Origin of the sequence: Sphingomonas epibiotica (genome assembly GCF_039615155.1) — a bacterium.
Lineage (GTDB): Bacteria > Pseudomonadota > Alphaproteobacteria > Sphingomonadales > Sphingomonadaceae > Sphingomonas.
This window is the reverse complement of record NZ_JBDGHY010000007.1, coordinates 217,985-239,109: the sequence shown is the minus strand read 5'-3', so window position 1 is coordinate 239,109 and position 21,125 is coordinate 217,985. Positions and strand designations below refer to the sequence as shown.

Sequence of the window (21,125 nt, the reverse complement as noted above, 5' to 3'; positions counted from 1 at the left end):
GCGGAACGCCGCTCCCGCCCGACCGTTGTCGCCCCGTAATCACCGAAGGGGCCCGCACATGCTGTTCCAGACGCCGACCCAATTCGCGGTTCTCGCGCTCGTCCTCCTCGCCGGCTGGTTCTTCGGCCTTGCCTCCTCTTCGGGCGGCAAGAAATGGAAGCAGCGGTTCCGTGATGAGGAAGCCGCGCACAAGGCGTATCGCGCCGAAGTCGCGAACGACGTGAAGACCCGCGATGCGCGGTTGCAGGAGGTCGAGGCGGAACGCGACCGTCTTCTGAAGGAACGCACCACCGCGACGACCCCCTCCACCGCCGCAGCGGCCAGCGGGGTGGCGGCGAGCACCGGCCACGGCAGCGGCTTCTTCGGCTGGGGCCGCGACAATCTGTCGCGTATCCGCGGCATCGACGCCGATCTCGAACACGCCCTCGGCCAGCGTGGCATCAAGACCTATCGCGCCATCGAGGGATTGAGCGAAGCCGACGAACGCGCGCTGGAGGATGATCTGCGTCTCCGGCCCGGCACCATCGATGCCGAACATTGGCGCGAGCAGGCGGCGATGCTGCGCGAAGGGCGCGACGACGATCACCATGGCCGCTGGGGCTGAGGCCCAGCGACCCGAATTCATCGGTACCTTTACGACTGGTCCGGTGCCGAGCAGTTTTGCGCGGCAATCGCCTCACGCGCGTCATAGGCCTGCTGGGCAGCCGTCACCGCGTCGATGCGTTGTTCGGACCAGGTCATCAACGCCCGCAACGCATCGATCAGTTCGCCACCCAGCGGCGCGATCGCATAGCTGACACTGACCGGCTTGGTGGCGACGACCTGCCGCGTCACCAGCCCGTCGCGTTCCAATGTCCGCAACGTCTCGCTCAGCATCTTCTGCGAAACCCCCGCGATGCGCCGCTTCAGGTCGTTGAACCGCCACGGCCGTTCGCCCAGCAGCAACAGTATCAGCACGCTCCATTTGTCGCCGATCCGGTCAAGCAACAGTCGCGTCGGACAATCGGCAGCGAACACGTCGCCCCTCGGAGATGCGGTTTCCATCAGGATACCGGGTATCGGAAAAGTACCGTCTTGCGTCACCGGTACCGACATAGCACCTAGTCACCAATGGTTACCATAGGAGACCGAGGATGAAAGTTGCGGTACTGGGCGCGAGCGGCAATGCGGGATCCGAAATCGTCCGCGAACTGGCGCGTCGGGGGCATGACGTGTACGCAATCGCGCGCAAGCCGGACGCGATCCCCGATCTGCCGCGGGTGTCCCGGATCGCGGGTGACGCACACGATCCCGCCGCGCTCGCGACGCTGATCTTGGGCACCGATGCTGTCATCAGCGCGCTGCATTTCGACGTCACCGCCGACACCCTGCTCACGGCATTGCGGCAGGCGGGGGTCGGTCGACTGCTCGTCACCGGCGGCGCCGCCAGCCTCGAAGTCGCGCCCGGCGTTCGCTTGATCGACTCGCCCGACTTCCCGGCCGAATGGCGCGCGTTCGCGATGGGCGGCATCGCCTTTCTCGACGCGCTGCGCTCGGTCGAGGATATCGACTGGACCTTCTTCTCGCCCGCCGCGCTGTTCGAGGCTGGCGAGCGCACCGGCCAGTACCGGCTCGGTACCGATACCCTCCTCACTGACGATGCCGGGGTCAGCCGGATCAGCTTCGCGGACTATGCCATCGCGATGGTCGACGAACTGGAGGCGCATCGCCACCCCCGCGCCCGCTTTACCGCCGCCTATTGATGTTGCCACCCGCCCCGGTTCCGGCCGGGGCGGGTAGCGATCAGAACGTCACCCACTCCGGACCGCCGGGGAACACCACATCCTCGACCTTGTCGCCGATCTTGGTCACTGCCAGCAGCAGCGCCAGCACGACGAGCAGGTCGAACACGATCACCGCGCCCCAGACGAACGCCGGATGGAACGGGCCGATACGGTCATAGCCGTCCTTCGTCACCCGTGCCGCATCGTTCGTCATATGCTTCTCACTTCTGCAACGCGGCCTGTGCCGCCGCCAATCGGGCGATCGGCACGCGATAGGGGCTGGCCGACACATAGTCCAACCCGACCTTTTCGCAGAAGGCGATCGACGCCGGATCGCCGCCATGTTCGCCGCAGATGCCCAGCTTGATCTCGGGCCGCGTCTTGCGCCCGCGCTCGGCGGCCAGTTCGATCAGCTCACCCACGCCCTCGACATCGATCGAGACGAACGGGTCGCGCGCATAGATGCCCTTTTCGACATAGGCGCCGAGGAAGCGGCTGGCATCGTCGCGGCTCACGCCCAGCGTCGTCTGCGTCAGGTCGTTGGTCCCGAACGAGAAGAACTGCCCGGCCTCGGCGATTTCTCCGGCCTTCAGCGCGGCGCGCGGCAGTTCGATCATCGTACCGACCAGATATTCGATCGTCCGCCCCTTGTCGGCGAACACCGCCTGCGCCGCCTTGTCGACGACCGTCTTCATCAGTTCCAGCTCGCGCTTGGTACCGACCAGCGGGATCATGACCTCTGGGATCGGCGCCTCACCCGACTTCTCCGCGACGATCACCGCCGCTTCGAAGATCGCGCGGGCCTGCATTTCGTAGATTTCAGGGTATGTAACGCCCAGCCGGCAGCCGCGATGGCCGAGCATCGGGTTGAACTCGTGCAGTTCGGCGGCACGGCGCTTCAACTGCTCGACCTCGATTCCCGCCGCCTGCGCCACTTCGGCGAACTCGGCTTCGGCATGCGGCAGGAATTCGTGGAGCGGCGGATCGAGCAGGCGGATGGTGCAGGGCAGCCCGACCATCACCTCGAAAATCTCGACGAAATCGCTGCGCTGTTCGGGCAGCAGCTTGTCGAGCGCCACACGCCGCCCGGCCTCATCCTCCGCCAGGATCATCTGCCGCACGGCGGTGATCCGCGACTGTTCGAAGAACATGTGCTCGGTGCGGCACAGCCCGATGCCTTCGGCACCGAAATCGCGCGCGGTGCGGCAATCAAGCGGGGTTTCGGCGTTGGTACGCACCTTCAGGCGACGGACGCCATCGGCCCATTCCATCAGCGTGCCAAAATCGCCGGCCAGTTCGGGCTGTACGGTTGCGACGGCACCCGCCATCACTTCGCCGGTCGCGCCGTCGATGGTGACGATATCGCCCTCGCGAATCTCGCGGCCGGCGACCTTCATCACCCCCGCCTTGGCATCGATCGAGATGCTGCCTGCGCCCGACACGCACGGCCGACCCATGCCGCGTGCGACGACCGCCGCGTGGCTGGTCATGCCGCCGCGCGCCGTCAGGATGCCGCGCGCCGCGTGCATGCCGTGAATGTCTTCCGGCGAAGTTTCGGTGCGGATCAGGATCACCGCATCACCGGCATTGGCGCGCCGTTCCGCCGTGTCGCTGTCGAACACCGCGATGCCGCTCGCCGCACCGGGCGAGGCCGGCAGCCCCTTGGTCAGCACGTCGCGTGCCGCCTTCGGATCAAGCGTCGGGTGGAGTAGCTGGTCGAGCGCCTGCGGGTCGACGCGCGCGATCGCTTCCTCGCGCGAGATCAACCCTTCCTCGGCCATGTCGACCGCGATCTTCAGCGCCGCCTTCGCGGTGCGCTTGCCCGACCGGGTCTGCAGCATCCACAGCTTGCCCTGCTGCACCGTGAATTCGATGTCCTGCATGTCGCGGTAATGCCGCTCCAGCCGGTCGAACACTGCCGCCAGTTCGGCATAGGCGTCGGGCATCGCCTCTTCCATCGACAGCGGCTTGGCGTTCGCTGCCGCGCGGGCGGCGGTGGTCAGGTACTGCGGCGTGCGGATGCCCGCGACCACGTCCTCGCCCTGCGCGTTGATGAGGAATTCGCCATAATAGGCATTGTCGCCGGTCGAAGGGTCGCGGGTGAAGGCGACGCCGGTCGCCGACGTATCGCCCATATTGCCGAACACCATCGCCTGCACGTTGACCGCCGTGCCCCAGTCGCCCGGAATGTCGTTCAACCGGCGATAGACCTTCGCCCGGTCCGCCTGCCACGACCCGAACACCGCGCCGATCGCGCCCCATAGCTGGTCATGCACGTCCTGCGGGAACGGCTTGCCCCACAGTTCGACGACGATGTCCTTGTACTGCGCGACCAATGCGCGCCAGTCATCGGCGGTCAGGTCGGTGTCGAGATAGTAACCGCGATCTTCCTTCGCGATTTCCAGCGCTTCCTCGAACCGGCCATGGTCGAGTTCGAGCACCACGTCCGAATACATCTGGATGAAGCGGCGATAGCTGTCCCATGCGAAGCGCGCGTCGTCGGACACGGTCGCCAGCCCTTCGACCGTCTCGTCGTTCAGGCCTAGGTTCAGCACGGTGTCCATCATGCCCGGCATCGAAATGCGGGCGCCCGAGCGGACCGAGACCAGCAGCGGGTCGGCAGCGTCACCGAACCGCTTGCCCGTCACACCCTCGATATGGGCGATGCCGGTCTTCACCTCGTCCTGTACGCTTTCCGGAAAGGTCTGCCCTTCCTCGTAATAGCGCGTGCACATCGTCGTCGCGATGGTGAAGCCCGGCGGCACCGGCAGCCCGATCGACGCCATTTCGGCGAGGTTCGCGCCCTTGCCGCCCAGCAACACCTTGTCGCCCGATCCGCCGTCCGAAACCCCGCCGCCGAAGCGATAGACATATTGCGTCATTGCTCGTTCCCCATGCTCTCCGCGCGGGTGGTCCCGCGTCGGGGTATCTGATTCGATCGGGCGTCGCCCTTACGTCCCGTTAAACGGGTTAAACCGACAGGTCAGCCCTCAATTTTCGAGAAATCGGCAACCCGGTGTACCGCATCGCGCACCCGCGCCAGCAGCGCGAGCCGCGCAGTGCGCTTGTGCGGGTCGGCATCGTTGACCGTCACGTCGGTGAAGAACGCGTCGATCGGCGCGCGCAGCGACGCCAGCGCCGCCATCGCCCCGGCGAAATCCTCGGCCGCGATCGCCGTCTCCGCGCGCGGCTCGGCCGCGTCGAGCGCCGCGATCAGTGCGGCTTCCGCCGGCTCGCGGTCATAGTCGCGCTTCTCGCGCTCGGTCCGGGCATATTCGGCGACGATCGGCGCGAAGTCGGGATCTTCGACCTCAGCCAGCGGGTCTTCCTCGCCGGTTTCGGGGATGTGCTTGCTGGTCCCCGGCGCTTCCTTCTTCAGGATATTCGCCGCGCGCTTGTACCCGGCAAGCAGGTTCGCCCCGTCCTCGGTCGTGACGAACGCCTGCAACGCATGGACGCGCGCGAGGAGGCGGACGAGATCGTCCTCGCCGCCCAGCGCGAACACGGCGTCGATCAGGTCGTGACGGACACCCGCCTCGCGCTGCTGGACCTTCAGGCGGTCGGCGAAGAAGTCGAGGACATCCTCATGCGCGGTCGCACCTGCGGCCGCCGTCGCCTTCGACAGCGACACGCGAACACCATTGTCGAGCAGCAACGCTAGCACGCCCAATGCCGACCGACGCAGCGCGAACGGGTCCTTCGATCCGCTCGGCTTCAACCCGACCGCAAAGAACTGGACGATGCTGTCGAGCTTGTCGGCCAGCGCCACCGCAACCGTCACCGGCGCGGTCGGAACGTCATCGCCCTGCCCGACCGGCTTGTAATGATCGCGCACCGCTTCGGCGACTTGGCGGGGTTCGCCCTGCGCGGCGGCGTAATAGCCGCCCATCAGCCCCTGCAATTCGGGGAACTCGCCGACCATGCCGGTGACCAGATCGGCCTTGGCGAGCCGCGCGGCGCGCTCGGCCATGTCGGCCAACTCCCTCTCCCCTTCAAGGGAGAGGGTCGGGGAGAGGGGACTGTCCGCAGGCGACGGAGCTTCAGTGGAAGCGCCCTCTCCCAACCCTCTCCCCTGAAGTGGAGAGGGCTTTACGACGCCACTCTCGACCAGCCACCGCGCCAGTTTCGCGACCCGCTCGACCTTGTCGGCAACCGTGCCCAGCTTCTCGTGAAACACGATCTTGTCGAGCTTCGGCAACTGGTCCTCCAGCCGCGTCTTCAGATCGGTCTCATAGAAGAACTTCGCATCCGACAGCCGCGCCGCCAGCACCTTGGCATTGCCCGCGACGATCCGCTCGCCGCCATCCGCCGCATCGATATTGGCGGTACAGACGAACGCGTTCGCCAGCTTGCCGTCGCCATCGCGGCACACGAAATATTTCTGGTTCACCCGCGCGGTCAGCTGGATCACCTCGGGCGGCACGGCCAAAAACGCTTCGTCGAAGCGCCCGATCAACGGCACCGGCCATTCGGTCAGCCCGGCATTTTCCGCCAGCAGCCCTTCATCCTCGACGAGCGAAAGGCCCGCCCCCTGCGCCGCCATCTTGGCACCGACCGCGATGATCGCCGCGCGTTCGTCCTGATCGACGATCACATGGCACGCACGCAGCTTCTCGACATAGTCCGCCGCCGACCCGATGGTGATCGCACCTGGGTGGTGGAAACGATGGCCCAGCGTCACCGCCCCGCTCGTCACGCCCGCGACCTCGCACGGCACCACCTCGCTGCCGAACAGCGCGACTATGCCCTGCAACGGCCGTACCCAACGTGGGGACTCCGGGCTGAGCGACGCCGCACCCCAGCGCATCGACTTGGGCCACGGGAAGGCGCGCACGATCGCCGGGATCGCCGCCGCCAGCACCTGCGCCGTCTCGCGCCCCGGCATCTCGGTCACCGCGAACAGCACGCCGTCACGTTCGGTCAGCGCCTCGCGCGTCAGCCCGGTCTTGCGCAGAAACCCTTCCAGCGCCTGGGGCGGGGCGGAGGCACGCGGCCCCTTCACCTCTTCGTGCACCGGCTCGGTACGCTCGGGCAGATCGTGCGCGATCAGCACCAGCCGCCGGGGCGTCGCATAGGTCGAGATCCGCCCCGCCGCGATCCCCGCCTTGCCCAGCTCACCGACGAACAGCTTCGACAGGTCTTCGCGGGCCTTGGCCTGCATCCGCGCGGGAATCTCTTCCGACCGCAGTTCGAGCAGGAAATCGGTCATGCCACCCACCCCGGAAACTTGGCCTGCCAGGCCGGCGTCTGCGTCTCGATGAACTTCGCGCACGATGCTTTCGCCAGATCGCGCACCCGCCCGATATAGGCCTGCCGCTCGGCCACGGAGATCACCCCGCGCGCGTTCAGCAGGTTGAAGACATGGCTCGCCTCGATCGCCTGTTCATAGGCCGCGATCGGCACGTCGTTGGCTAGCGCATTCTCGCACTCGGCCGCCGCCTTCTTGAACAAATCGAACAGGCTATCGGTATCGGCGACCTCGAAATTCCATTTCGACATTTGCCGCTCGTTTTCGAGAAAAACGTCGCCATAGGTGACGCCCGCGTCATTGAACGCAAGGTCGTACACACTGTCCTTGTCCTGGATATACATGGCCAGCCGCTCCAACCCATAGGTCAGCTCGCCCGCGACCGGCTTGCAGTCATACCCGCCCATCTGTTGGAAATAGGTGAATTGGGTGACTTCCATCCCGTCGCACCACACTTCCCAGCCAAGCCCCCACGCGCCCAGCGTCGGCGATTCCCAGTCATCCTCGACGAAGCGGATATCGTGCTGCGTGAAGTCGATGCCGATGGCGGCCAGCGAGCCGAGATACAGTTCCTGCAGATCCGGCGGCGAAGGCTTCAGGATTACCTGATACTGATAATAATGCTGCAACCGGTTGGGGTTCTCGCCATAGCGCCCGTCGGTCGGCCGGCGCGAGGGCTGGACGAACGCCGCATTCCACGGGTCGGGCCCCAGCGCGCGCAGCGTGGTCGCTGGGTGGAACGTCCCCGCCCCCATCCGCATGTCGTAGGGTTGCAGGATGACGCAGCCCCGATCGCTCCAATAGTCATGGAGTGTCAGGATCATTTTCTGGAAGCTGAGCGGGGCGGACATGGTTTCGCCTATTGGTGCAAGAGCCACCGCGCCTAGCCCTTGGGTGGAGCGCGGGTCAAGGTTGCCGCCGGGCGCTCCGCCCCGCTAAGCCGGGGGCATGTCGGTCCGCGCGTTCCTCGCCTTTTTGTGCTGGCTCTCCCTCGCCAGCCCGGTCGCCGCCCCGGCGGCGCTTGCCCCGGCGCTATGGGTCGCGCGCGATGGGGATACGACGATCTGGCTGTTCGGCACGGTGCATCAGTTGCGGCGGGGTACGCCATGGCTCACTGGCCCCGTCGCAAAGGCGTTCGCCGACAGCGACGTACTGACTCTCGAAATCGCACCGACCACGCCCGACGCGATGACGGAAGCGCTGGTGAAGGTCACCCCGGTCAAACCGGCCCCGTTGCCGCCCGAGCTGGACCGCCGCCTGCGCAAGCGGGCGCACGAACTCGGCTTTCCCGCGCAGGCGTTCGACGCGACCGATCCCTGGTTCGCGGCGACCACGTTGGCGGCGCAACCGCTCTCCCGCGCGGGTTACAGTCCCGGCCCCGCCCCCGAAACGCTGCTGGCGCGGCTCGCCGATCGCAGCGGCACCGCGATCGAGCCGCTGGAAACGCTCGACGGCCAGCTCGGCATCTTCGCCGCCCTGCCGCAACCGGCCCAGCGCACGATGCTCACGCGCGTCCTCGACGATCGCGATCCGGTGCCGGTGATGGACCGGGTGGTCGCGTCCTGGGGCAAGGGCGACGTCGCCACGCTCAATCGGTTGCTCGCCAGCGACATGGCCGAAGCCGGCCCGGCGGTCCGCACCGCGCTGCTCGACCGGCGCAATGCGGCATGGGCGAAGACGATCGCCAAGTGGATGCGCCAGCCGGGCACGCGCTTCGTCGCGGTCGGCGCGGGGCATCTGACCGGGCCGGGCAGCGTGCCGCAAAGGTTGCAAGGGTTGGGGATCGAGGTGAAGCGCGTGCAGTAATCCCCCCGCTTCCCCACCCCCCGTTCGGTTCGAGCAGCTTCGAGCTTGTCGAGAAGCGTCCGTCGAGAAGGCGTCTCCTGCGGCACCCCCTTCTAGACTACGGTTCTCGACAGGCTCGAACCTCCGCTCGAAGCAAACGGGGAGCTGGGGAACAGGAGCAACCAACCTTGCCTTTCCCCCCGAACTCCCCTAAGGGCCCGCGCTTGTTCGTGCCGGGGTCATCCCTGGAGGCCCGGCCGCGCAAGACACACAAACACCGTTTCTAAGGAAGACATGATGAGCGACACGCTGCACCTGTCGGCCGAGACGCGCGATCGGGCAGGCAAGGGAGCCTCCCGTGCCCTGCGTCGCGATGGCCGCGTCCCCGCCGTGATCTATGGCAACAAGCAGGATCCGCAGGGCATCCACCTGAACGCCCGTGAACTGATGAAGCAGCTGATGACCGGCCACTTCATGAACTCGGTCATCATGGTCGACGTCGGTGGTACCAAGGTGCGCACGCTGGCCAAGGACGTCGCTTTCGACGTCGTCACCGACCAGCCGATCCATGTCGACTTCCTGCGCATCGCCAAGGATGCGACCGTGACCGTCGCCGTGCCGGTGGTGTTCACCAACGAAGACGACGCGCCCGGCATCAAGCGTGACGGCGGCGTGCTCAACGTCGTGACCCACGAGATCGAACTGACCGTCGAAGCGTCGAACATCCCGACCGAGATCGTCGTCGACCTGACCGGCCGCGAAGTCGGCGAATCGATCCACCTGTCGGACGTGACGCTGCCGAACGGCGCCGAAGCGACCGCCGAAGACGCCGTGACCGTCGCGACCATCACGCCGCCGACCACGCTGACCGCCGAGGACGAGGCGCTCGACGCCGAAGTCGCCGAAGCGCAGTCGGCCGAAGCCGCTGCCGAGGCCGACGAAGCCGAGGACAAGGCCGAGGGCTGATCCGCCCCGCCTGTCCGGCGTTACGAAGGAGCGGGATGGCCGAGGTCGTCCCGCTCCTTTGCGTTTGGGGGCTTTCCCGCTCCTCCCCATCGTCGTCCCCGCGCAGGCGGGGATCCATAGACGCAACGCCTGCGCTTCTTTTCCCGACGCCGGCGCATATGGATTCCCCCATGCGCGAGACCTCTGCGAAAGTCCCTTCTTGTGCCCCGGCGAAGGCCGGGGCCCAGTTGGGGGGACGTCGGCAAGGTATGGAAAAGCCTTCCCAACTGGACCCCGGCCTTCGCCGGGGTACGGCAGATTTCAGGCGATCGAGCGACTTTCGCAGAGGTCTCGCCTACGCCCGAATGACGTTTATAGCGCCGCCACCCCCATTCCGAAGGACCCAAGCGATGCAACTCTGGATCGGCCTCGGCAATCCCGGCCCGCAATATGCGATGCACCGCCACAATATCGGATTCATGGCGGTGGACGCGATCGCCGAGGTCCATGGCTTCGCCGCGCCGAAGCGCGCCTTCCAAGGCTGGATTCAGGAAGGACGGATCGGCACGCAGAAAATCCTGCTGCTGAAACCCGGCACCTATATGAACGAAAGCGGCCGCTCGGTCGGCGAAGCGATGCGCTTCTACAAGTTGACGGCCGCCGACGTCACCGTCTTCCACGACGAACTCGACCTCGCCCCGTTCAAGCTGAAGGTGAAGACCGGCGGCGGGCATGCCGGGCATAACGGCCTGCGCTCGACCGACGCGCATATCGGCCCCGACTTCCGCCGCATCCGCCTCGGCATCGGCCATCCGGGCCACAAGGACCGGGTCAGCCCCTATGTCCTCGGCAACTTCGCCAAGGCCGAGCTGGACGACCTGACGGACCTGCTCGGCGCGGTCGCCGCCGAGGCGCCATGGTTGGCGGCGAGCGACGACGTGCGCTTCATGAACGAGGTCGCGCGCCGGATGGGGTGATTCCTTACTCCCCGCCCTGGACGGGAGGGGAGCGCCAGGCTCCATCAAATCGCAATATCGGTCGAGCACCGCACCCGAGTCCCGGCTACCCACGGCCCGCCAAGACAAGGAACGGACATGACGCCGGCACAGCGCAACTATCACGACCGCATGCGCCGCGCGCTCGACCATATCGAACGGCATCTCGACGACGAACTGGACCTGGCGACCGTCAGCGCGGTCGCGGCCTTCTCCAAATATCATTTCCACCGGCAGTTCGCCGCCTGCTTCGGCCTGTCGGTGCATCGCTATGTCCAGCTCGCCCGGTTGAAACGCGCTTCGTATCGACTCGCCTATCGCGATGCCGATCGGATCACCGACGTCGCGATCGACGCGGGATATGACGCGCCCGACGCCTTTGCCCGCGCGTTTCGCAAGCGCTTCGGCCAGTCCCCGTCCGATTTCCGTTCCGCGCCCGACTGGGCGCAATGGCGCGCGGCGCTCCTGCCGCTCGACGATCTGAGGAACCGAACGATGCAGCATTTCGCCCCCGTTGCCATCCGCGACTTCCCCGCTACCCCGGTCGCGGTCCTGCGCCACGATGGCGAGATGGCCCTGATCGGTGACACCATCCGCCGCTTCATCGCCTGGCGTCGCGCCAACCGCCTGTCGCCCGCCGACACTCCGACGTTCAATATCTTCCACAGCGATCCCACCGACCCGGCGGCGGAGCCGGTCCGCATCGACCTGTGCGTCGGCACCGATCGCGCCTTTCCCGAAGGCGACGGCATGACCCGTTCGATCATACCCGCCGGCCGCTGCGCGGTGCTGCGGGTGACCGGGCGCAGCGACGATCTGGAGGCCGCCGCCCTCCACCTCTACCGCGACTGGCTGCCGGACAGCGGAGAGGAACTGCGCGACTTCCCCTTATTCTGCCAGCGAGTCAGCTTCTTTCCCGACGTGCCGGAGGCCGAAGCGATCACCGACCTGTTCCTCCCGTTACGCTAGCACGCGCAGGGTCGCCGGAGCGACCGCACCGATGCCGGCGAAACCGCTTTCCTACACCCGCTGCGGTCGTCATGCTTTCCGGTCGCCAGTCTCTTCGCCCATCCTGTCACTGCCGTCCGGACGAGATGGAAGAGAAAGGCGAGAAACATGGTACGAGTGTGAACTTCGTGAACTTTGGGCCCGACTTGCCCCGTCGCCGGTCGGTCCAGTAAAGGGAGGACCATGCCCAAACCGTTGCAATGGCTCGCATTCCTGTTCTTGCTGCTGACCGGCACCGTCGCGCAGGCGGTGCCGCGCTGCGTCGCCGCGCCATCGGGAACGACGCAGACAATTGCGATCGGCGACGGCGTGCGTTCGGTGCTGCTGCACCTGCCGCCAGGCTTCGATCCGGCACGCCCTGCCCCGCTGGTCATCCTGCTCCACGGCAGCGGCGGCACCGGTGCGGCGATGCTGCGTGATTCGAACCTCGCCGCGGCTTCGGACCGGCACGGCTTCGTCGTTGCCGCCCCCGATGCCGGCATCCGGCATGAACAGGGCTTCGTCTGGAACATCCCCGGTGTGCCGACCGTCGCCGGCACCATCCCTGGCCCCGACGCCCCAGACGATGTCGCCTTCCTGGGGGCCCTGATCGACCAACTTGCCAGCGCCGGCTGCATTGACCCCAGCCGCGTCTATGCCACCGGCCTGTCGGGCGGCGGGCGGATGACGTCATGGCTCGGCTGCGTCGCCGCCGACCGCTTCGCCGCCATCGCCCCGGTCGTCGGCCTGCGCGCCGGCAATCCGCTAACCAGCGACCCCAGCCGTCCCGATCCGGCCACCTGCCGACCCTCGCGCCCCGTGCCGGTCATCGCCTTTGCCGGCGACGCCGACACCACCAACCCGATCCAGGGCGGCGGCGCGAAATACTGGTCCTACACCATGCACGCCGCCGAACAGCGCTGGGCCGCGCTCAACCGCTGCATCGCCGCTCCCGTAACCCGCTGGGTCGCGGCAAAAATCTATGAGGAACGCTACACCGCCTGCAGGAACGGCGCGGACGTGGTCGGGCGGGTGACCGTCGGCGGCGGGCATAGCTGGGTCGTCGACAACGACGCACTCTGGACGTTCCTGTCGCAGCATCGCCGCTGACCCTTCCCAAAGCGCGTTCGATCGGCCAAGCCGCGCCCATGACCGTCCGCACCCTCTTCCCGACCCAGCTCTACGAAGCCGCCCTTGCCGACGAAGCGCTGGTCGCCGATCTCGACGCCTCGGTCCGCGCGCTGGCGGAAGAAGACATGGCCGGCCGCCGCTGGTCGAAGGAGCATGGCTATCGCGGCTATACCTCCTACGCGTCCTTGAACGACCTGCCGCTCCGCGACCCGGTCTTCACCGATTTGAAGCGCGTGCTCGACCGCCATGTCGCGAAGTTCGCTGCTGCCTGCGGCATGGAACTGGGCGGACGCAAGCTGAAGCTCGACAGCCTGTGGGTAAATCTGCTCAAGCCCGGCGGCGGCCATTCGGGGCATCTTCACCCGCACAGCGTGGTGTCGGGCACCATCTATGTCGCCGTGCCCGAGGGCGCGGGCGGCATCCGGTTCGAGGATCCCCGGCTGCCGTTGCTGATGGCCGCCCCCACCCGCCCCGGCACGTTCGAGACGGTTGCGCCCCAGCCCGGCACGCTCCTGCTCTGGGAAAGCTGGCTCCGGCATGAGGTCATGCCGCACGCCGGCAAGGGCGAACGGATCAGCGTCAGCTTCAACTATCGCTGGTAGCTTTTGCAAAGCCCGGCCGCAGCCGCTAAGGGGCGAACTTTCCATCATCACCGGGATTGCGCCAAGTGGGTTTTCGCTGCGGTATCGTCGGCCTGCCGAATGTCGGCAAGTCCACCCTGTTCAACGCACTGACGCAGACACAGGCGGCGCAGGCGGCCAATTATCCCTTCTGCACGATCGAGCCGAACGTCGGCAACGTCGCCGTCCCCGACCCGCGCCTAGACCAATTGGCCGAAATCGCCGGTTCGACCAAGAAGATCGAGACGCAGCTGGCGTTCGTCGATATCGCCGGCCTGGTGCGCGGCGCGTCGAAGGGTGAAGGGTTGGGCAACCAGTTCCTCGGCAATATCCGCGAAGTGGACGCGATCGTCCACGTTTTGCGTTGCTTCGAAAATGACGACATCCAGCATGTCGACGACCGGGTCGATCCGATCGCCGATGCCGACACGGTCGAGACCGAGCTGATGCTCTCCGACCTCGAAAGCCTCGAAAAGCGCGTGCCGAACCTGACCAAGAAGGGCCAGCAGGGCGACAAGGAGGCGAAGGTCGCCGCCGCCGTCCTCGGCCGCGCGCTCGACCTGCTGCGCGAAGGCAAGCCAGCCCGCCTGACCGAGATCAAGGACGAGGAAGAGGAGCGGCTGTTCGCGCAGGCGCAACTGCTGACCGCCAAGCCGGTCCTGTACGTCTGCAACGTCAACGAGGAAGACGCCGCCGAAGGCAACGAACTGTCGGCCAAGGTCTTTGCCAAGGCCAAGGCGGAAGGGGCCGAGGCGGTCGTCGTCTCTGCCGCGATCGAGGCCGATATCGCCACCATGGACCCCGCCGACCGCGCCGAATTCCTGTCAGATCTTGGCCTCGAGGAAACCGGCCTCGCCCGCGTCATCCGCGCCGGCTATTCGCTGCTCCACCTGCTGACCTTCTTCACGGTCGGCCCGAAGGAAGCGCGCGCCTGGACCGTGTCGGTCGGGGCCAAGGCGCCGCAGGCGGCGGGTGAAATCCACAGCGATTTCGAACGCGGCTTCATCCGCGCCGAAACCATCGCCTATCCCGACTATATCGCCTGCAAGGGCGAAAGCGGTGCGCGCGATGCGGGCAAGCTGCGCGCCGAGGGCAAGGAATATGTCGTGCAGGACGGCGACGTGATGCTGTTCCGCTTCAACGTCTGATCGCCCGCCACATTCCCGTCACGCGCGGGCGATAGGGAGCTAGGCATGCGTATCCCGACCCTGTTCGTCGCACTCGCTGCCTTGTCGGGTTGCGTCGTCCATAGCGAGACGGTCGCTCCGCCGCCGGCCGCAGCGGTTGCCGAGGCAAAGGCGCCGGTCACGATCCTGATCGGCGTCGACGGCGCCCGTCCCGACTATCTGTCGCCTGCGATCGCGCCCAACCTGTCGCGGCTGGCGGCGGACGGCGTGTCGGCGTCGATGCAGCCAAGCTTTCCGACCAAGACCTTCCCGAATTTCTGGACGATCGCCACCGGCGTCCGCCCCGACAAGTCGGGCATCGTCGGCAACAAGATGGAGGACGCCGCCCGCCCCGGTGAAGTCTTCACCATGGAGAGCGACGACCCTTTCTGGTGGAACAGCGCCAAGCCAATCTGGGTCGCCGCCGAGGAAGCCGGGGTGCGTAGCGCGACGCTGTTCTGGCCGGGCAGCGAGGTCGCGTGGGGCGGCACCGGCAAGGCCGATCACGGCGTCTATGCCGGCGGCCGTCACGCATCGGACTGGCAGGCATTCAATCAGGCGATCACCGCCGAACAGCGCGTCGATGGCGTTATCGACTGGCTGCGGCGTCCGGCGGCGACCCGCCCGCGCTTCGTCACCGTCTATTTCGACGATGTCGACGTCGCCGGCCACGACCATGGCCCCGGCGCGCCGGAGACGTTGGCGGCGATGACCCGCGTCGATGCCGCGATCGGCCGGTTGCAGCGCGACCTGGCGGCGCTGGGCCAGCCGGCCAACCTCGTCATCGTCGCCGACCATGGCATGGCTGCGGTCGCCACCGACCGGGTCATCCCGTTCGACCGTATCGCGCCCACCGGCAGCTACCGCCTGATCGAAACCGGCCCCTATGCCGCGATCGAGCCGATGCCGGGACAGCAATCCGCGCTCGCAACCGCCCTCGCCAAGCCGCGGCAGCATATGCAATGCTGGCCCAAGGCGAAGGTCCCGGCGCGGCTTCGTTACGGCACCAACCCGCGGGCGCCGTCGTTCCTGTGCCTTGCGGAAATTGGCTGGATGATCGCGCCGACCGCTCCAACCCGCCCGGTCACCGGCGGGGCGCACGGCTATGACAATGCCGCGCCGGAAATGCAGGCGCTGTTCGTCGCGGGCGGTCCCGCCTTTCGCTCGGGCGTGACGCTGCCGCCGTTCCGCAACACCGCCATCCATCCCCTGCTGCGCCAGATGCTCGGCCTGCCCGCAGACCCCTCGCTCGACGGCGATGACGATATGGCGGGACGCGCGCTGCGATAACGCTTGCCAGCGGGCCGGTTCGGCCTGAAATCCGTGCGATGCGCTATTTCGAGGACATTGCCGTCGGCGACACCGCCCGTTTCGGCTCCTACCTGGTCGATCGCGACGCGGTGATCGACTTCGCCCGGCAATATGATCCGCAACCCTTCCACCTGTCCGAAGAGGCCGCCGCCCGGACCCATTTCGGGCGATTGGCGGCGAGCGGCTGGCATAGCTGTGCGATGACGATGGCGATGCTGGTCGAGCATTGGACCACGCACCCCGTCGCCAGCCTTGGCGCGGCGGGGATCGACGAACTGCGCTGGCGGCGACCGGTCTATCCGGGCGACACGCTGTCGTGCGAGACCGAAGTGCTGTCGGTGCGACCTTCGACCAGTCGCCCCGAAATGGGCAGCGTCGCGAGCCAGGTGACGGTGCGCAATCAGGACGATCAGGTGGTGCTGACGTTCATTTCGCAGGCGCTGATCGCGACCCGGTCCGGTTAGGATCGCCGGCCAGCCGGGCCGGAACCGCAGGCGCTGCCACCACCACGCTATCGCCGAAGGCTCTCGACCGCCTTAGCCGAGTCACGGCAAGGGGCTAGACCCGGTTCCGATATCAAGGAAGGTCAACCGTTCGTCCAGGTCCCGAGCCTTTCGGATTCCCGCGACAGCCGCCTCAATCGGGGCGTCGTCCGCCCCGACCCGGTCCGCGTCCTTCTGCACCCCGGAACCGGCCACCGCCCGGCCGAACCCCTTCCGGCCGATCGAAGCCACGCACCGCCCCTGCCCCCTGTCGCGGCGACTGGCTCGACCCGCGCGGGACATTTTCGAACCCGCGGCGCCGCTCGAATCCCGGGCGTGTCGCGCCGCCCGGAGCAGCGTCGGTCCGGCCTGGAACGGGTGACTGAGTCGAGCCGCGGGGGACATATTGGAAGCCCCGCCGTTCGAACCCCTGGCGCGGCGGATTACCCGGCAGGGCATCGCTCCGCCCACGCCAGCCGCCCGGACGCCCCGGCAGCGGCGACTGGGTGGACCCGCGCGGCACATTCTCGAAACCCGGACGCCGGTCAAAGCCCGGTCGGTCCCAGCCGTCCCAGCGCGGCCGGTTGTCGCCCCAGCCACCACGCCACTGGCCGCGCCGCTGCTGCCAGTAATAGCGCTGGCGATCGTTCCAGCGGAACGGCCGACGATAGCGGTCATAGACGTAATAGCCGGTGCCCGGATAATAATAATCACCGAACCATCCCCAATAGGGGTCGCCGAAGCCGGTGGTGTACGGGTCGTAATAGCCGCCATAGCCGCCATAGCCGGCCCCGCCATAATAGCCCGACCCGACGCCGACCCCCACGCCGCCATAGCCAAAATCGCCATAGGCGCAGGCGGACACGCCCGCCCCTGCCGCCAAAGCCAGCACGATCGCGCGCAGCCGGTAAAACATGCGATTACTCCCGCAGGTCGCCGTCCGACCCGGCAAGGGTCGCAGCGCCCGATGATGGATGATCGATGAAAACGACCGGCCGATCCAGCCGGTTCCTGTGCGCGACCGTCCCGGTACGGCGCGGATCGCGCCGCTTGCCCGCCGCCCGCCAAACCGCCTAGAGCGTTGCCCATGCCGACCGCCGCCCTCGCCGCCCATTCGGGTGTCGCTCCCCCCCGCGAAGGCTTTGCCCTGTCCGACGTCGCGACCTTTGCCGCGTTCGTGTTCATGGTGGTGCTGGCCCGGCGCGCGATCCGCAACCGCAAGCGCAAGGACTGACATGGACGCGTTCGACCGGCTCGAATCGGTAATCGCCAGCCGCATCGGCGGCGATCCCACCCAAAGCTATGTCGCGAAGCTTCATGCGCGCGGTACCGCCAAGATCGCGCAGAAAGTCGGCGAGGAAGCGGTCGAATGCGTCATTGCCGCTTGCCAGGACGACCGCAGCGGTCTGATCGGTGAAGCCGCCGACCTGATGTTCCACCTGACCGTACTGCTGGCCGATCGTGGCATTACGCTGAACGATGTCCGCGCCGAACTGACCGCCCGTGACGGCCGCTCGGGCATCGCCGAAAAGGCCGCCCGTCCCGAGGAGTGATCCGATGCCGATCGACGCCACCCAGGCTTACGACCCCGACAATATCTTTGCCCGCATCCTGCGCGGCGAGATCCCGGCCAAGCGGGTCTATGAGGACGAATTCGCCCTCGCGTTCCACGACATCGCCCCGCAGGCACCGGTCCATATCCTCGTCATTCCCAAGGGCGCCTATGTCTCGTGGGACGATTTTTCGGCGCGCGGCAGCGACGCCGAAATCGCCGGTTTCGTGCGTGCGGTCGGACTGATCGCGCGCGACAACGCGTTGGTCGAACCGGGATATCGCCTGCTCGCCAATATCGGCGGCCATGGCGGACAGGAGGTGCCGCATCTGCACGTCCACCTGTTCGGCGGAGCGCCGCTCGGACCGATGCTTTCGCGATAGGACAGCTTTATTACACGAAAGGAATTGCGCGGGCCGGATTTGCGGGTAGCATCGCCCCGTTCAAACGAGAGCGCCGCCGGTGCAAGTGCGGCGCATCCAGGGGATAGCTTCATGATATTCGGGCGCGTCAAACCACTCGACGCCATTCTCGCCACGGCCAAGGCAAAATCGCTGGAGCCGACCCTAGGCTGGTTTCAGCTTACCTTGTTCGGCATCGGGTGCGTGATCGGCACCGGCATTTTCGCATTGACCGCATCGGGCGCGCAGAAGGCGGGTCCGGGGCTGATGCTCGCCTTCGCCATTGCCGGGGCGATCTGCATCGTTGCCGCTCTATGCTATGCGGAAATCGCAGCCATGATTCCGGTCGCGGGATCGGCCTATACCTATACCTATTCGGTCATGGGCGAATTTCTCGCCTGGACCGTCGGCTGGGCACTGGTCCTCGAATATGCCGTGGCCGCATCGGCGGTGTCGGTCACCTGGTCCGACTATTTTCAGGGGACGGTCATCCGCGAGTTTCTGGGCCTGCAGATGCCAAGCTGGCTGTCGGCCGGGCCGTTGGCGTTCGGGGGATCGCCGGGTGGTTTCATCAACCTGCCCGCCGTGGTCATCGCCGGGTTCGTCACATGGCTATTGGTCGTCGGCACGAAGGAGAGCGCCCGCTTCAACGCGGTCCTGGTCGCGATCAAGGTTACCGCGCTGACGGCGTTCCTTATCCTCACGCTGCCGCGGGTCGAAATGGCCCGGTTCAACCCGTTCCTGCCGGCCGGGGTATTCGGCGGATTCGGCACCGGCATCGGCGCAGTGGGCGCCGCGGCGACGATCTTCTTCGCCTATGTGGGCTTCGACGCAGTTTCGACCGCCGCCGAAGAAACCAAGAACCCGCAACGGAACGTACCGATCGGCCTGATCGGATCGCTGCTGTTCTGCACCGTCTTCTACATCCTCGTCGCCGCCGGCGCGATCGGTACGATCGGCGGCACGCCGATCATGGGACCGAACGGCATCCCTTTCCCTGCCGGTTCGGAAGAATTGGCGCGTCAGTGCGCGCTGCCGCAATATGCTGATGCGCTGGTCTGTTCGAAGGAAGCATTGGCGCATGTGTTGCGCGCGATCGGGTTCAGCACGATCGGCAACATGCTGGGCATCGCCGCTTTCGTCGCGCTGCCGTCGGTCATCCTGATCCTGATCTTTGGTCAGACGCGCATCTTCTTCGTGATGTCGCGCGACGGGCTGCTGCCCGAGGGGCTGTCGAAGATCCACCCCAAGTACAAGACGCCCTACGTCGTCACGCTGATCACCGGTGCGGTTGTCGCGCTGTCGGCAGCGTTCCTGCCGGTCGGCAAGCTCGCCGATATCGCCAATGCCGGCACGCTGTACGCGTTCATGATGGTCGCGATCGCGGTGATGATGCTGCGGCGGACCGAGCCGAACCGCGAACGCAAGTTCAAGACGCCGCTGCTCTGGCTGGTCGGACCGCTTACGATCGCAGGCTGCATCTTCCTGTTCGTCAACCTGCCGTTCGAAGCGATGCTGGTGCTGCCGGCATGGGGCCTGATCGGCGTGGTGATCTATTACGCCTATAGCTACCGCAACAGCCATCTCGGCCGCGGTATCGTCACCGTCACCGACCTCGACAACCATCCGGACCAGACGCCGGCGGCGTAACGCTCCGACGATGGACCAAAAAAAGGGGCCCGGAAGTCAGCTTCCGGGCCCCTTCTCGTTATGCGGTATCCGCGGCGTTCAGCCAAGCTTCTCGACCATCAGCTTGGTCAGGTCGACTTCCGGCCGTGCGCCATAGTGGGAGATGATCTCGGCAGCGCACAGCGCGCCGAGCTTCAGCGAGCGTTCGATGTCATAGCCGTGCGACTGGCCGTGCAGGAAGCCGGCGGCGAACAGGTCGCCCGCGCCGGTCGTGTCGACGACACGCTCGATCGGTTGGGCGGGCACGCTGGTGCGCTCACCCCCGGTCACGGCGATGGCGCCCTGTTCGCCGCGGGTCACGACCAGCACCGGCACCTGCGCGCTGACCTGGTCGACCGCCGCGTCGAAATCCTCGATCTGCGCCAGTGCCAACAACTCGCTTTCGTTGGCGAACAGGATGTCGACCTGCCCCTCGGCGATCAGCGCGCGGAAGTCGTCGCCATGGCGCGAGATGCAGAAGGTGTCCGACAGGGTGAAGGCGACCTTGCGCCCCGCGTCGCGGGCGATGCGGATGCCGGCACGCATCGCGGCGCGCGGCTCCTCCGGATCCCACAGATAGCCTTCCAAATACAGGATCGCGCCGCTGGCGATCAGATCGGCATCCAGCGCCGCTTCGGGCAGGAACTGCGACGCGCCGAGAAAGGTGTTCATCGTCCGCTGCCCATCGGGCGTGACGAAGATCAGGCAGCGCGCGGTGGTCGGCTCGCCCGCGCGGGCCGCGGTGTCGAAGCGGACGCCCGCCGCACGGATGTCGTGCGCGAACACCGCGCCGAGCTGATCGTCGGCGACCTGCCCGATAAAGCCGGTCTTGCCGCCCAGCGCGGCGATGCCCGCAACGGTGTTGGCCGCCGACCCGCCCGACACTTCGCGGCCCGGACCCATTTTCGCATAGAGCGCATCGGCATCGGCGGGGGAGAAGACGAGCTGCATCGACCCCTTGGTCATGCCTTCGCTGGCCAGAAAGGCGTCGTCGGACTGCGCGAGAATATCGACAATGGCGTTGCCGATCGCGACGACGTCGAGCGTGGGTTGGGTCAAATAAGGTCTCCG

General features: G+C 66.7%; 22 protein-coding genes. 15 read left to right on the top strand and 7 right to left on the bottom strand.

Going from position 1 to position 21,125, the window contains the following annotated elements; genetic code table 11:
* The first annotated feature begins 58 nt into the window (after positions 1–58).
* The gene (locus AAIO73_RS15365) at positions 59–604 is read left to right on the top strand and encodes a helix-hairpin-helix domain-containing protein (protein ID WP_345879069.1); all 546 of its coding nucleotides are present in this window, start codon (positions 59–61) and stop codon (positions 602–604) included.
* 29 nt (positions 605–633) lie between these two features.
* On the opposite strand, the gene AAIO73_RS15360 is transcribed toward AAIO73_RS15365, so the two are convergent.
* Positions 634–1,044, bottom strand: coding sequence for a winged helix-turn-helix transcriptional regulator (locus AAIO73_RS15360; protein WP_345879068.1), 411 nt, complete (start codon positions 1,042–1,044; stop codon positions 634–636).
* Positions 1,045–1,133: 89 nt separating this feature from the next.
* On the opposite strand from AAIO73_RS15360, the gene AAIO73_RS15355 reads away from it, so the two are divergent.
* The gene (locus tag AAIO73_RS15355) at positions 1,134–1,742 is read left to right on the top strand and encodes an NAD(P)-dependent oxidoreductase (protein ID WP_345879067.1); all 609 of its coding nucleotides are present in this window, start codon (positions 1,134–1,136) and stop codon (positions 1,740–1,742) included.
* 40 nt (positions 1,743–1,782) lie between these two features.
* Here the strand turns inward: AAIO73_RS15355 and AAIO73_RS15350 are convergent, their stop codons facing one another.
* The 4 genes from AAIO73_RS15350 to AAIO73_RS15335 form a co-directional block, all read right to left on the bottom strand.
* On the bottom strand, positions 1,783–1,977 hold the full coding sequence (locus AAIO73_RS15350; RefSeq protein WP_345879066.1) for a hypothetical protein: 195 nt from the start codon (positions 1,975–1,977) through the stop codon (positions 1,783–1,785).
* Positions 1,978–1,984: 7 nt separating this feature from the next.
* Positions 1,985–4,645 carry a pyruvate, phosphate dikinase gene (gene ppdK / locus AAIO73_RS15345; protein ID WP_345879065.1) on the bottom strand — a complete coding sequence of 887 codons (2,661 nt, stop codon included), beginning with the start codon at positions 4,643–4,645 and terminating at the stop codon, positions 1,985–1,987.
* A gap of 101 nt (positions 4,646–4,746) precedes the next feature.
* On the bottom strand, positions 4,747–6,972 hold the full coding sequence (glyS, locus tag AAIO73_RS15340; RefSeq protein ID WP_345879064.1) for a glycine--tRNA ligase subunit beta: 2,226 nt from the start codon (positions 6,970–6,972) through the stop codon (positions 4,747–4,749).
* The gene (locus tag AAIO73_RS15335) at positions 6,969–7,835 is read right to left on the bottom strand and encodes a glycine--tRNA ligase subunit alpha (protein ID WP_345879173.1); all 867 of its coding nucleotides are present in this window, start codon (positions 7,833–7,835) and stop codon (positions 6,969–6,971) included. Before AAIO73_RS15335 ends, glyS begins: the two co-directional genes overlap by 4 nt.
* Before the next feature lie 124 nt (positions 7,836–7,959).
* On the opposite strand from AAIO73_RS15335, the gene AAIO73_RS15330 reads away from it, so the two are divergent.
* The 9 genes from AAIO73_RS15330 (at position 7,960) to AAIO73_RS15290 (ending at position 16,415) form a co-directional block, all read left to right on the top strand.
* Complete coding sequence (locus AAIO73_RS15330; RefSeq protein WP_345879063.1) at positions 7,960–8,817, top strand: TraB/GumN family protein; 858 nt, start codon at positions 7,960–7,962, stop codon at positions 8,815–8,817.
* 276 nt (positions 8,818–9,093) lie between these two features.
* Positions 9,094–9,762, top strand: coding sequence for a 50S ribosomal protein L25/general stress protein Ctc (locus AAIO73_RS15325; protein WP_345879171.1), 669 nt, complete (start codon positions 9,094–9,096; stop codon positions 9,760–9,762).
* A gap of 389 nt (positions 9,763–10,151) precedes the next feature.
* Positions 10,152–10,718, top strand: a complete 567-nt coding sequence (pth, locus tag AAIO73_RS15320; RefSeq protein WP_345879062.1) for an aminoacyl-tRNA hydrolase — start codon at positions 10,152–10,154, stop codon at positions 10,716–10,718.
* A 117-nt stretch (positions 10,719–10,835) separates the two neighbouring features.
* Positions 10,836–11,705 (top strand): AraC family transcriptional regulator, encoded by an 870-nt coding sequence (locus tag AAIO73_RS15315; protein WP_345879061.1) that lies wholly within the window; start codon positions 10,836–10,838, stop codon positions 11,703–11,705.
* A 222-nt stretch (positions 11,706–11,927) separates the two neighbouring features.
* The gene (locus AAIO73_RS15310; RefSeq protein WP_345879060.1) at positions 11,928–12,833 is read left to right on the top strand and encodes a CE1 family esterase; all 906 of its coding nucleotides are present in this window, start codon (positions 11,928–11,930) and stop codon (positions 12,831–12,833) included.
* 38 nt (positions 12,834–12,871) lie between these two features.
* A complete protein-coding gene (locus tag AAIO73_RS15305; RefSeq protein ID WP_345879059.1) occupies positions 12,872–13,456 on the top strand; it encodes a TIGR02466 family protein in 585 nt (194 codons plus the stop codon).
* A gap of 65 nt (positions 13,457–13,521) precedes the next feature.
* The gene (gene ychF, locus AAIO73_RS15300; protein ID WP_345879058.1) at positions 13,522–14,622 is read left to right on the top strand and encodes a redox-regulated ATPase YchF; all 1,101 of its coding nucleotides are present in this window, start codon (positions 13,522–13,524) and stop codon (positions 14,620–14,622) included.
* Positions 14,623–14,667: 45 nt separating this feature from the next.
* Positions 14,668–15,930: an alkaline phosphatase family protein gene (locus tag AAIO73_RS15295; protein ID WP_345879057.1), complete on the top strand. Its 1,263-nt coding sequence runs from the start codon at positions 14,668–14,670 to the stop codon at positions 15,928–15,930.
* Between the two features lie 38 nt (positions 15,931–15,968).
* The gene (locus AAIO73_RS15290) at positions 15,969–16,415 is read left to right on the top strand and encodes a MaoC family dehydratase (protein ID WP_345879056.1); all 447 of its coding nucleotides are present in this window, start codon (positions 15,969–15,971) and stop codon (positions 16,413–16,415) included.
* 172 nt (positions 16,416–16,587) lie between these two features.
* Here the strand turns inward: AAIO73_RS15290 and AAIO73_RS15285 are convergent, their stop codons facing one another.
* On the bottom strand, positions 16,588–17,349 hold the full coding sequence (locus AAIO73_RS15285) for a peptidase (RefSeq protein ID WP_345879055.1): 762 nt from the start codon (positions 17,347–17,349) through the stop codon (positions 16,588–16,590).
* A 171-nt stretch (positions 17,350–17,520) separates the two neighbouring features.
* Between AAIO73_RS15285 and AAIO73_RS15280 the strand changes: the two genes are divergently transcribed.
* The 4 genes from AAIO73_RS15280 to AAIO73_RS15265 all read left to right on the top strand — a co-directional run bounded on the left by AAIO73_RS15280 (position 17,521) and on the right by AAIO73_RS15265 (position 20,036).
* Complete coding sequence (locus AAIO73_RS15280; protein ID WP_242118080.1) at positions 17,521–17,667, top strand: hypothetical protein; 147 nt, start codon at positions 17,521–17,523, stop codon at positions 17,665–17,667.
* Between the two features lies 1 nt (position 17,668).
* The gene (locus AAIO73_RS15275) at positions 17,669–17,986 is read left to right on the top strand and encodes a phosphoribosyl-ATP diphosphatase (protein ID WP_345879054.1); all 318 of its coding nucleotides are present in this window, start codon (positions 17,669–17,671) and stop codon (positions 17,984–17,986) included.
* 4 nt (positions 17,987–17,990) lie between these two features.
* A complete protein-coding gene (locus tag AAIO73_RS15270) occupies positions 17,991–18,368 on the top strand; it encodes a histidine triad nucleotide-binding protein (RefSeq protein WP_345879053.1) in 378 nt (125 codons plus the stop codon).
* A 111-nt stretch (positions 18,369–18,479) separates the two neighbouring features.
* A complete protein-coding gene (locus AAIO73_RS15265) occupies positions 18,480–20,036 on the top strand; it encodes an amino acid permease (protein WP_345879052.1) in 1,557 nt (518 codons plus the stop codon).
* 78 nt (positions 20,037–20,114) lie between these two features.
* On the opposite strand, the gene AAIO73_RS15260 is transcribed toward AAIO73_RS15265, so the two are convergent.
* A complete protein-coding gene (locus tag AAIO73_RS15260; protein WP_345879051.1) occupies positions 20,115–21,113 on the bottom strand; it encodes an adenosine kinase in 999 nt (332 codons plus the stop codon).
* Positions 21,114–21,125 lie beyond the last annotated feature (12 nt).